The organism is Vibrio sp. 10N.261.52.A1 (assembly GCF_002876325.1).
Classification (GTDB): Bacteria; Pseudomonadota; Gammaproteobacteria; order Enterobacterales; family Vibrionaceae; genus Vibrio; species Vibrio chagasii.
This window is the reverse complement of record NZ_MCYD01000661.1, coordinates 1-10,620: the sequence shown is the minus strand read 5'-3', so window position 1 is coordinate 10,620 and position 10,620 is coordinate 1. Positions and strand designations below refer to the sequence as shown.

The following is a 10,620-nucleotide window of genomic DNA, read 5'->3' as shown; positions in this document are numbered from 1 at the left end:
GATATCAATAAATATCGTTTAGTCGTTTTCAACGTTGAATAGGTTTTCCATGTTCAGACCTTGCTTGATTAGGATCTCACGTAGACGACGCAGACCTTCAACTTGGATTTGACGAACTCGCTCACGAGTCAGGCTGATTTCACGGCCAACTTCTTCTAGCGTTGACGGTTCATAACCTAGTAGTCCAAATCGACGTGCAAGCACCTCTTTCTGCTTAGGATTCAGTTCATCAAGCCAGAAGATCAGTGAGTTCTTGATATCACTGTCTTGAGTTGAAACCTCAGGGTCAGAATTGTTGATGTCTGGAATAATATCCAACAGTGCTTTCTCACCATCACCACCAATTGGCGTATCTACAGAACTCACTCTTTCGTTTAAACGAAGCATCTTACTCACATCACCAACCGGCTTATCGAGCTTAGAAGCGATCTCTTCAGCTGTTGGTTCGTGGTCAAGCTTTTGTGATAGTTCTCTTGCAGTACGTAGGTAGATGTTCAGCTCTTTCACAACATGAATAGGCAAACGGATAGTGCGAGTCTGATTCATCAGGGCACGCTCTATGGTCTGACGAATCCACCATGTCGCGTAAGTAGAAAAACGGAAGCCACGCTCTGGGTCAAATTTCTCGACGGCGCGAATCAAACCTAGGTTGCCTTCTTCGATTAGATCGAGAAGTGCCAAGCCACGGTTGCTATAACGACGGGAAATTTTCACTACCAAACGCAGGTTACTCTCGATCATGCGTTTGCGTGCTGCTTCATCACCGCGTAGAGCTCGACGTGCGTAAAGCACCTCTTCTTCAGCGGTTAGTAGTGGTGAGAAACCGATTTCGCCCAGATACAGCTGCGTCGCATCTAAACTCTTGGAAGTAAATTCTGTTTCTTCTTTAACTTCGGCTTTCTTAGTGGCTGTTCGCTTCTCTTGTTCAAGTGTTTCCGATTCCGTGGTTACTTGGTCAAGATCGAACTCTTCTTTGGTTACTGCATTGCTTATACTCATAACGCCTCCCCCTGGCGAAATTAGCATGACATTACAACTTCATATGTCGCTAAATGACTATGTCACTCAATACAATACGTTATTAGTTGGTATTGTATTTAAGGTAAATATCGTTTTGGATTGACGGATTTACCTTGGTAACGAATCTCAAAGTGCAGCCTAACACTGCTGGCTCCAGAGCTTCCCATTGTTGCAATCTTCTGCCCTGGTTTCACACTTTGCCCTTCAGATACTAATAGTCGGTCGTTATGCGCGTATGCACTTAAGTAATTATCATTGTGCTTCACAATCACTAGATTGCCGTAGCCTCGTAATGCATTACCCGAATAAACAACCGTTCCCCCTGCAGTAGATACTATTGGCTGACCTCGCTGTCCTGCTATGTCTATGCCTTTATTTCCTTGTTCGCCTACAGAGAAATTCTTAATTACTCTCCCCTTTGTTGGCCATAACCATTTGGATACTTTATCACTTGTTGGTTTGGTGGACGGTGTAACATTCTGTTTACCTTTAGACCCAACATACTCCTTTGATTTGGATTGTTCAACCTTCTTTGGTGGATCTTTTTTCGCCACTTTGGCTGTAGTTTGAGCTGGCGCAGGTTTAGAGTTTTTGCTCTGCTGCGGGGTTGCTTTAGGTTTACTTGCCGTCGATGATGTTGTGGACGCGGCAACAGGAGCAGCGACTGCTGCGGCTACAACCGTTGATTTACCATAGGCTGGCGCGTTATAGCTAGGACGCCACAACTTAAGCTTCTGCCCTGGGTGGATGGTATAAGGAGCTGCAAGTTTGTTATAACTAATCAGGTCTTGTACATCTTTATTGGTGACATACGCGATGAAATAAAGCGTATCGCCTTTTTTCACTTCGTAGTAACTGCCACGGTAGCTACCGCGATCAACCGATGAGTAGTTTTTACTTAGGCTTGAAACTGGCGCAGGCGAATTCGCTGCACACCCGACAAGGGCACAGCTAAGCAGCAAGGAACTTCCTTTTAACAACTTCGAACGCATCGACTCTCTATCCACCTACACCATCAGTCTTTTATTAAGCTAGCTCACCAGGCACCAGAGGTACAAATCGCACCATCTCGATGACACTCGACAAAAACTCATCACCATGACGCACAATCTTCAATAACTGTTGCTCGTCATCACCAACCGGAATCAATAGACGACCACCACCTTTAAGCTGTTGCAAAAGCGCTTGAGGAATTGACTCTGCAGCAGCGGTTACGATGATCGCATCAAAAGGCCCTTTAGAAGACCACCCTTGCCAACCATCACCGTGCTTAGTTGAAATATTATAAAAATCGAGCTGTTTTAGCCGACGCTTAGCGTCCCATTGTAGCGACTTTATTCTTTCAACCGAATAAACATGATCAACAAGTTGAGCTAAAACAGCAGTTTGGTAGCCAGAACCGGTTCCGATTTCCAAAACTCGGCTATCTTGTTGCAGCTCAAGTAATTCTGTCATTTTAGCAACAATATACGGCTGTGAGATGGTCTGCCCTTGCCCAATAGGCAGCGCATTATTGTCATAAGCCTGATGATACATAGCCTGAGACAAAAAACTCTCTCTTGGCAGTTGGTAAATCGCATCCAGTACTTTTTGGTCTCGGATGCCATTTTCAATCAGAAAAGTAATTAAGCGTTCTGCTTGTGGGTTACTCACTTACTTCTCCCCTAACCATGTTGTCATAGCGCCCAAAGATTCGTGCGCCGTCAGATCAACCTGCAATGGCGTTACCGATACATAACCATGCTCAATCGCATAGAAATCAGTCCCTTCTCCTGCATCTTGCTCTTTACCCGGAGGACCAAGCCAATAGATATCTTGACCACGCGGGTCTTTTTGCTTAATCATATCTTCAGCATGATGACGTGCGCCAAGGCGAGTGACCTGAGTCCCTGATAGCTGTTCTAAAGCGAGATCCGGCACATTGACGTTTAACAAGCGGTTGGTTGGGATTGGTTTTGCTAAATGTTGTTCGACAATACGACGAGCAATCGCTGCCGCTGTCTTAAAATGTTTTTTACCAACCAGAGAAAACGCCACCGATTGAACGCCTAAGAAGTGCCCTTCCATTGCGGCTGCGACTGTACCTGAGTACAACACGTCATCACCCAGGTTCGCGCCGTGGTTAATGCCCGTTAATACCAGATCAGGCATATCATCCTTTAGCAGTTCATTTAATGCGAAATGCACACAATCGGTTGGTGTCCCTTGTACTGAATAGGTGCTTTCTGCGATCTCTTGAACGCGTAAAGGCTGTTCTAAAGTTAATGAATTTGAAGCGCCTGAACGATTACGGTCAGGTGCCACTATGATAACTTCAGCAAGATCACGTAATTCATCTGCTAGCTCATGAATACCTTGAGCATGCACACCATCATCGTTGCTGAGTAAAATCTTCATTCTGTATCCTTTCTTCATATTCCAATGCCAAGTGACTTAAATTCCAATATTAAGTCACTTAGTGCCAAGCAGAATCATTACTGCTCGTAGCTTCTCTCTACGTGTACTTCTTCAACCAATTCACGAACGATAGCCGTCGCAAAGCAGCCTGCATCAAGAGAGAACTTCAGAGTGACATTATCTTCACTTACTTCCCACATTAGATCAGTAGGTTTCAGCGACGCTTCACGGCGGTCGTGACGCATACGGTTACCACGAATCAGAGCCATCAAATCCGGTTCAGCATCAAGGTGTTTCTGCTCTAAGACTTGAGACTCATCTGTTGTTGGCAAAGCGTTATCACCGGCCAACGCTACAGTCACCAATGCAGTACCATTCGCGATATCTTGCTTTACAGATTCAAGGTTTTCAGCCGTTACCGTTAGCTGTGCACCGTCTTTAACCACGATATCGCCAACCAATGCCGAGGCAAATACATCTTGCTCAATACGGTCAGAAAGGATTAGGTTGTAAATCCACGAGCGAGCCGCAGAAAGGTACAAGCTACGTTTGTTCTGATTACGAGTACGAACGTTATCACGGCCCCAACGACGAGCTTCCGACAGGTTGTTACCTTCGTTACCAAAACGCTGAGCACCAAAGTAGTTTGGCACGCCCACTTGAGCGACTTTTTCCAAACGCTTGACCACATCATCGCAATCCGTTACTTCAGACAAGGTCAACTCAAATTGGTTGCCAACTAAATCACCTGGACGTAACTTTTTGTTGTGTCTTGCTGTCGCTAGGATTTCAATGCTTGGGTATTGTGCTAAGAACGCTGAAAAGTCAGGCTCACCTTTCGGTAGGTGGACGCTCAACCACTGCTCGGTTACTGCGTGACGGTCTTTTAAACCCGCCCAGCTCACGTCTTTCGACTTAACACCACAAGCTTTAGCCAACTCGTTTGCCACGAAGCTGGTGTTCTCACCCGTTTTACGGATGCGAACCATGAGATGTTCGCCTTCACCGGTAAATTCAAAACCCAAGTCTTCATTAACGACAAAGTGTTCAGCTTTCGCTTTTAGTTTTGCTTTCGCAGTTGGTTTACCGTTTAGATAAGCCAATGAAGATAAAATATCTGACATGCTGTTCTTTTCGTGTTGGTGCTTACGCACTTTTGGTAATTAGGACCACCGCTTCACATGCGATGCCCTCTTTGCGACCCGTAAAGCCTAAACGCTCTGTTGTCGTTGCTTTTACGTTCACATTATTGATGCTGGTTTCTAAATCTTGTGCAATAGCTTGGCACATAGAGTCTATATGAGGTGCCATTTTTGGCGCTTGCGCCATGATAGTAATATCGGCATTACCAATCACGTAGCCCTGTTCTTTTACTCGACGGTACACATCTTTCAATAGCTCACGGCTGTCTGCGCCTTTCCATTCATCGTCAGTGTCTGGGAAATGACGACCAATATCGCCCGCGGCGATCGCACCTAACAGAGCGTCACACAACGCGTGAAGGGCAACGTCACCATCTGAATGTGCGATAAGACCTTGTTCGTAAGGGATGCTCACGCCACCAATAATTACCGGACCTTCACCACCGAACTTATGTACATCAAAGCCATGGCCAATACGAATCATCATTATTCCTTATTCTGACTTAAATAGAACTCAGCGAGCGCTAAATCTTCTGGCTGAGTTATCTTAAAATTATCTGAACGCCCGGCGACTAAAGCGGGCGAGAAGCCTTTCCATTCAAAAGCAGAGGCTTCGTCGGTAATCGAAACGCCTTGTTTAAGCGCTTCGCTCAATACATTCCACAGAGGTTCCGCTCTGAACATCTGTGGTGTAAGTGCATGCCATAAATCGGCTCGTTCAACAGTATGCTCGATTTGCCCTTGAGCACCTCGCTTCATCGTATCTCGAACTGGAGCGGCTAATATCGCCCCGACATCATGGCTCATCGCCGTAGAAATCAACTTGTCGATGTCACTTAGCTGAACACAAGGTCTTGCGGCGTCATGCACCATCACCCAATCACCGAGCTGTTGCTTCTCGATATAATCTAAAGCAGAAAGAACGGAGTCCGCTCTTTCACTTCCACCAGCGACTCGAATCACTTGTGGATTCTGAGTAAGGGGTAGCTCTGGGTAGTATGGGTCATCATCACTGATTGCGACGACAATTTGAGAGACTTGGGGGTGAGCCAATAGCTTCTCAACAGTATGCTCTAAAATCGTTTTGCCATTGATCTTAAGGTATTGCTTCGGACGGTCAGCCTTCATTCGGCTACCCACGCCCGCAGCAGGGACAACGGCAATCACGCTTTGAGGTTGAGTCAACATTAATGGGATTCCTCACCAATGATGCGATAAAACGTTTCGCCTTCTTTAACCATTCCAAGCTCATGACGCGCACGTTCTTCAATCGCGTCTAAGCCTTGGCGTAGATCGTCGATTTCTGCAAACATCTCATCATTTCGAATTTTTAATTTTTCATTTACTTGCTGCTGAACTTGGATTTCATTGTTCACACCGTAGTAATCAGAGATACCATTTTTACCGAGCCACAGTGTGTGTTGTAGCCAGCCAAACACTATGAGCAGTACTAAAGCAAAAATTCGCATAACACCTTTCGCCGGTTGAAAAAGAAGGAACTAGAATAAGGCACATATATACCATAATGAGCTTATTGGTGCGAGATATGTGGTGTCAGGGAATCAATAAGTCGGGGAATTATTGTCGTTAGGAACCAGTGGTGAGATTCCCGACTCCCTCCTCCGTCGGTCTCGGGAATGACGGATAGTACGAAAAGCTTAAGAAGAAGAAGACGTTTACGTTCCCCATGCCATAGCCTTTCAGCACTCCCAAGAGAAGAACCAAGTAATACAAAACACTGCAACGAAAGAGCCATAGACAGAACATCTTTCCCAGTCACACCCCTCGTCATTCCCAAGAGGGAGGAACGACTGAGTTGGGAATCTATTGAGGCAAATGCAAAATAAGAGATTCCCTACTTCTTCCTTCGTCAGTCTAGGGAATGACGAACTTTATATGTAATAGGAGGAGCTTTAGAACCTAGAGCTTCCTACCACCACTTTCTACAAACAAAAAAAATGCCCCGCAAAAGCGAGGCATTTCAAGCGTAAGTTAAACTAATTCAGCTAAGAATTAAGCTTGACCTTTAACTTCTTTAAGACCGTTGAAAGGAGCTTTAGAACCTAGAGCTTCTTCGATACGGATTAGTTGGTTGTACTTAGCAACACGGTCAGAACGGCTCATAGAACCAGTCTTGATTTGACCTGCAGCAGTACCTACCGCTAGGTCAGCGATAGTTGCGTCTTCAGTTTCGCCAGAACGGTGAGAGATTACAGCTGTGTAACCTGCGTCTTTAGCCATCTTGATTGCAGCTAGAGTCTCAGTTAGAGAACCGATTTGGTTGAACTTGATAAGGATAGAGTTAGCTACGCCTTTCTCGATACCTTCAGCAAGAATCTTAGTGTTAGTAACGAATAGATCGTCACCTACTAGTTGAAGCTTGTCACCTAGTAGTTCAGTTTGGTGCTTGAAGCCAGCCCAATCAGACTCGTCTAGACCATCTTCGATAGAAACGATTGGGAATTGGTTAGCTAGCTCAGCTAGGTAGTGGTTGAACTCTTCAGAAGAGAAAGTCTTACCTTCGCCTTTCATGTTGTAGATGCCAGCTTCTTTGTCGAAGAACTCAGATGCAGCACAGTCCATAGCTAGAGTAACGTCTTTACCTAGTTCGTAACCAGCAGCTGCAACAGCTTCTGCGATAACTTCTAGAGCTTCAGCGTTAGACTTAAGGTTAGGAGCGAAACCACCTTCGTCACCAACTGCAGTGCTGTAGCCTTTAGACTTAAGAACTTTAGCTAGGTTGTGGAATACTTCAGCACCGATACGTAGACCTTCTTTAAGAGTCTTAGCACCAACTGGTTGGATCATGAACTCTTGGATGTCAACGTTGTTATCAGCGTGCTCACCACCGTTGATGATGTTCATCATTGGTAGAGGCATAGAGAACTGACCAGCAGTACCGTTTAGCTCAGCGATGTGCTCGTATAGAGGCATGCCTTTAGCTGCAGCAGCAGCTTTAGCGTTCGCTAGAGAAACAGCTAGGATAGCGTTCGCGCCGAACTGAGATTTGTTCTCAGTACCGTCAAGGTCGATCATAACTTGGTCAACGTCAGCTTGAGCTTTAGCGTCTTTACCAACTAGAGCTTCAGCGATTGGGCCGTTTACAGCTTCAATTGCTTTAAGAACACCTTTACCTAGGAAACGTGATTTGTCGCCGTCACGTAGCTCAAGAGCTTCGCGAGAACCAGTAGATGCGCCAGATGGAGCAGCAGCCATACCTACGAAACCGCCTTCTAGGTGTACTTCAGCTTCTACAGTTGGGTTACCACGTGAATCGATGATTTCACGACCTAGAACTTTAACGATCTTAGACATTGAATGTTTCCTTCTCGTTGAATATATAAATGTCAAATTTAAAGGTAGCAGCACAACTTACGCTGCTACCTGTATTCCTTTTACTTCTCTAACTCGCCGCGCTGGAACTCACCAGCCGCTTTAACGAAACCTGCAAACAATGGGTGACCATCGCGAGGTGTTGAAGTGAACTCTGGGTGGAATTGAGCTGCAACGAACCATGGGTGGTTCGGGTTCTCAATAACTTCAACCAGCTTCTTGTCCGCAGATAGACCCGATACTTTTAGGCCCGCTTTTTCAATTTGTGGACGAAGATTGTTGTTCACTTCGTAACGGTGACGGTGACGTTCATGGATCGTCGCGCTACCGTATAGTTCGTAAGCTTTCGTACCTTTCGCTAGGTGACAAAGCTGTGAACCTAGACGCATTGTGCCGCCTAGATCAGATGTCTCTGTACGCTCTTCAACTTTACCTTCGCCGTCTACCCACTCAGTGATTAGGCCAACAACAGGGTATTTAGTTTCAGAACAGAACTCAGAAGAGTGTGCGCCTTCCATCTTCGCAACATTACGAGCGTACTCGATAAGTGCTACTTGCATGCCTAGACAGATACCTAGGTATGGTACTTTGTTTTCACGTGCGTATTGAGCAGCAAGAATCTTACCTTCAACACCACGGTCACCGAAGCCACCTGGTACTAGAATTGCGTCTAGGCCTTCTAGAATTTCTACGCCACGAGACTCAACGTCTTGTGAATCTACGTATTTAATATTAACGCTTAGGCGGTTTTTCAAGCCTGCGTGTTTTAGCGCTTCATTTACTGATTTGTATGCGTCTGGTAGTTCAATGTACTTACCAACCATACCAATCGTCACTTCACCCGTTGGGTTAGCTTCTTCGTAAATTACTTGTTCCCATTCAGACAGATCTGCTTCTGGAGCTGTAATGCCGAAACGCTTACATACAAGATCATCAGTGCCTTGAGCTTTAATAAGCTGAGGGATCTTGTAGATAGAGTCAACATCGCGCATTGAAATAACTGCATTTTCTTGCACATTACAGAACAGAGCAATTTTCTTACGCTCATTCGAAGGAATGTTGCGGTCAGAACGACAAACTAGGATGTCAGGCTGAATACCAATAGACAGTAGCTCTTTTACAGAGTGCTGAGTCGGCTTAGTTTTCACTTCGCCCGCAGCTGCTAGGTAAGGTACTAGCGTTAGGTGCATGAACATTGCGCGTTCACGGCCTAGTTCTACTGCTAGCTGACGAATCGCTTCCATGAATGGTAGAGATTCGATATCACCAACCGTACCACCAACTTCAACGATCGCGATATCGTGGCCTTCAGCGCCAGAAATAACACGCTCTTTGATAGAGTTAGTGATGTGTGGGATAACCTGAATAGTTGCACCTAGGTAATCACCGCGACGCTCTTTTGCTAGTACGTCTGAGTAAACACGACCTGCAGTGAAGTTGTTACGCTTAGTCATCTTGGTGCGAATGAATCGCTCGTAGTGACCAAGGTCAAGGTCTGTTTCAGCGCCATCTTCCGTAACGAACACTTCACCGTGCTGAGTCGGGCTCATAGTGCCTGGATCAACGTTGATGTAAGGGTCAAGCTTCATCATAGTCACTTTAAGACCACGAGCTTCTAAAATAGCCGCAAGAGATGCTGCAGCAATACCTTTACCTAGAGAGGATACAACCCCGCCAGTAACAAAAATGTAATTTGTCGTCATGTTTAACCTGAAATTGGTTGAATGAGGGAAATGGACTACTTCTGGACGGGATGAAAATATACCAGAAGCCCCTTATCGCCACAACGTGAAATCTATCACACTGCTATTTTTTATTTTTTGCTTCAAATCAATTCATGATAAAAGCTTTGGTTATCTTTTCTCCGCTACTTTTACCTCATCCCACATGGAATCAAGCTGTTGTAGTGAAAAATCGGTCAGACTTTTATCTTGTTGACGCACTTTTTCTTCCACCCCTTTAAAGCGACGTGAAAACTTCAAGTTGGCCTTATTGAGCGCCGATTCAGGGTTTTTACCTAAATGTCGCACCAAATTCACCGTTGCAAACAGCAAATCACCCAACTCTTCTTCAACCAAATCGTCGTTTGGTGTCACTTGAAGCGCCTCTTCTAGCACCTCATCCACTTCCTCTATTACCTTGTTGGCAACTGGGCCAATTGAGTCCCAATCGAAGCCATATTTCGCTACCTGCTTTTGAATCTTTGTAGCACGTGAAAGCGCAGGTAGAGAGTTTGGTATTGAGTCTAGAATACTTTCTTGAGTTTTGCCTGCTTGTGCCTTTTCTTTGGCTTTTTCCGCTTCCCAATTCGCATTGATTTCTTCGTCGCTAGCAAACTCGGCATCCGAGAACACATGAGGGTGACGGCGTGTTAACTTCTCATTAATGCCATCAACCACATCAGAAAACTCAAACAGCCCCTGCTCTTTCGCCAACTGACTGTAAAAAATCACCTGAAACAGTAGATCGCCAAGCTCTTCTTGCAGATTCGACCAGTCTTTGTTGTGAATCGCATCCACCACCTCATAAGTTTCTTCGATAGTATGAGGGACAATTGTTTCAAAATTTTGTTTTAAATCCCAAGGACAGCCACCTTCTGGATCGCGCAGCTTAGTCATGATCTGTTCAAGTTGTTCAATCGGGTGATTCATCGTTTTCTTCCTATTACTGTCTTTGATTTTTAAATTTATAACGTCTTATAAAACTAAAAAAGGTGAGCAGCCAAAAC

At 45.2% G+C, this 10,620-nt stretch carries 11 protein-coding genes; all 11 read right to left on the bottom strand.

Annotated features, from left to right (window positions below; translation table 11 throughout):
• Window positions 1-18 precede the first annotated feature (18 nt).
• The 11 genes from rpoS to mazG all read right to left on the bottom strand — a co-directional run bounded on the left by rpoS (window position 19) and on the right by mazG (window position 10,543).
• Window positions 19-999: an RNA polymerase sigma factor RpoS gene (gene rpoS, locus BCT81_RS12510; protein ID WP_102424623.1), complete on the bottom strand. Its 981-nt coding sequence runs from the start codon at window positions 997-999 to the stop codon at window positions 19-21.
• Between the two features lie 98 nt (window positions 1,000-1,097).
• Window positions 1,098-2,012 carry a murein hydrolase activator NlpD gene (gene nlpD, locus BCT81_RS12505; RefSeq protein ID WP_102424622.1) on the bottom strand — a complete coding sequence of 305 codons (915 nt, stop codon included), beginning with the start codon at window positions 2,010-2,012 and terminating at the stop codon, window positions 1,098-1,100.
• Between the two features lie 34 nt (window positions 2,013-2,046).
• Window positions 2,047-2,673: a protein-L-isoaspartate(D-aspartate) O-methyltransferase gene (locus BCT81_RS12500; RefSeq protein WP_102424621.1), complete on the bottom strand. Its 627-nt coding sequence runs from the start codon at window positions 2,671-2,673 to the stop codon at window positions 2,047-2,049.
• Window positions 2,674-3,417 carry a 5'/3'-nucleotidase SurE gene (gene surE, locus BCT81_RS12495; protein WP_102424620.1) on the bottom strand — a complete coding sequence of 248 codons (744 nt, stop codon included), beginning with the start codon at window positions 3,415-3,417 and terminating at the stop codon, window positions 2,674-2,676.
• Between the two features lie 77 nt (window positions 3,418-3,494).
• Window positions 3,495-4,541: a tRNA pseudouridine(13) synthase TruD gene (gene truD / locus BCT81_RS12490; protein WP_102424619.1), complete on the bottom strand. Its 1,047-nt coding sequence runs from the start codon at window positions 4,539-4,541 to the stop codon at window positions 3,495-3,497.
• 22 nt (window positions 4,542-4,563) lie between these two features.
• On the bottom strand, window positions 4,564-5,043 hold the full coding sequence (ispF, locus tag BCT81_RS12485) for a 2-C-methyl-D-erythritol 2,4-cyclodiphosphate synthase (protein WP_102424618.1): 480 nt from the start codon (window positions 5,041-5,043) through the stop codon (window positions 4,564-4,566).
• Between the two features lie 2 nt (window positions 5,044-5,045).
• A complete protein-coding gene (ispD, locus tag BCT81_RS12480; protein WP_102424617.1) occupies window positions 5,046-5,747 on the bottom strand; it encodes a 2-C-methyl-D-erythritol 4-phosphate cytidylyltransferase in 702 nt (233 codons plus the stop codon).
• A complete protein-coding gene (gene ftsB, locus BCT81_RS12475; protein WP_008221147.1) occupies window positions 5,747-6,028 on the bottom strand; it encodes a cell division protein FtsB in 282 nt (93 codons plus the stop codon). Before ftsB ends, ispD begins: the two co-directional genes overlap by 1 nt.
• A gap of 544 nt (window positions 6,029-6,572) precedes the next feature.
• Window positions 6,573-7,874, bottom strand: coding sequence for a phosphopyruvate hydratase (gene eno / locus BCT81_RS12470; RefSeq protein WP_102424616.1), 1,302 nt, complete (start codon window positions 7,872-7,874; stop codon window positions 6,573-6,575).
• Between the two features lie 80 nt (window positions 7,875-7,954).
• Window positions 7,955-9,595 carry a CTP synthase gene (locus BCT81_RS12465; RefSeq protein ID WP_063524391.1) on the bottom strand — a complete coding sequence of 547 codons (1,641 nt, stop codon included), beginning with the start codon at window positions 9,593-9,595 and terminating at the stop codon, window positions 7,955-7,957.
• A 150-nt stretch (window positions 9,596-9,745) separates the two neighbouring features.
• Window positions 9,746-10,543 carry a nucleoside triphosphate pyrophosphohydrolase gene (mazG, locus tag BCT81_RS12460; RefSeq protein ID WP_102424615.1) on the bottom strand — a complete coding sequence of 266 codons (798 nt, stop codon included), beginning with the start codon at window positions 10,541-10,543 and terminating at the stop codon, window positions 9,746-9,748.
• Window positions 10,544-10,620 lie beyond the last annotated feature (77 nt).

Excerpts from the sequence above, each read along its gene's own strand:
- rpoS (WP_102424623.1), bottom strand. The coding sequence starts at position 999 with ATGAGTATAAGCAATGCAGTAACCAAAGAAGAGTTCGATCTTGACCAA.
- nlpD (WP_102424622.1), bottom strand. The coding sequence starts at position 2,012 with ATGCGTTCGAAGTTGTTAAAAGGAAGTTCCTTGCTGCTTAGCTGTGCC.
- surE (WP_102424620.1), bottom strand. The coding sequence starts at position 3,417 with ATGAAGATTTTACTCAGCAACGATGATGGTGTGCATGCTCAAGGTATT.
- truD (WP_102424619.1), bottom strand. The coding sequence starts at position 4,541 with ATGTCAGATATTTTATCTTCATTGGCTTATCTAAACGGTAAACCAACT.
- ispF (WP_102424618.1), bottom strand. The coding sequence starts at position 5,043 with ATGATTCGTATTGGCCATGGCTTTGATGTACATAAGTTCGGTGGTGAA.
- ispD (WP_102424617.1), bottom strand. The coding sequence starts at position 5,747 with ATGTTGACTCAACCTCAAAGCGTGATTGCCGTTGTCCCTGCTGCGGGC.
- ftsB (WP_008221147.1), bottom strand. The coding sequence starts at position 6,028 with ATGCGAATTTTTGCTTTAGTACTGCTCATAGTGTTTGGCTGGCTACAA.
- eno (WP_102424616.1), bottom strand. The coding sequence starts at position 7,874 with ATGTCTAAGATCGTTAAAGTTCTAGGTCGTGAAATCATCGATTCACGT.
- BCT81_RS12465 (WP_063524391.1), bottom strand. The coding sequence starts at position 9,595 with ATGACGACAAATTACATTTTTGTTACTGGCGGGGTTGTATCCTCTCTA.
- mazG (WP_102424615.1), bottom strand. The coding sequence starts at position 10,543 with ATGAATCACCCGATTGAACAACTTGAACAGATCATGACTAAGCTGCGC.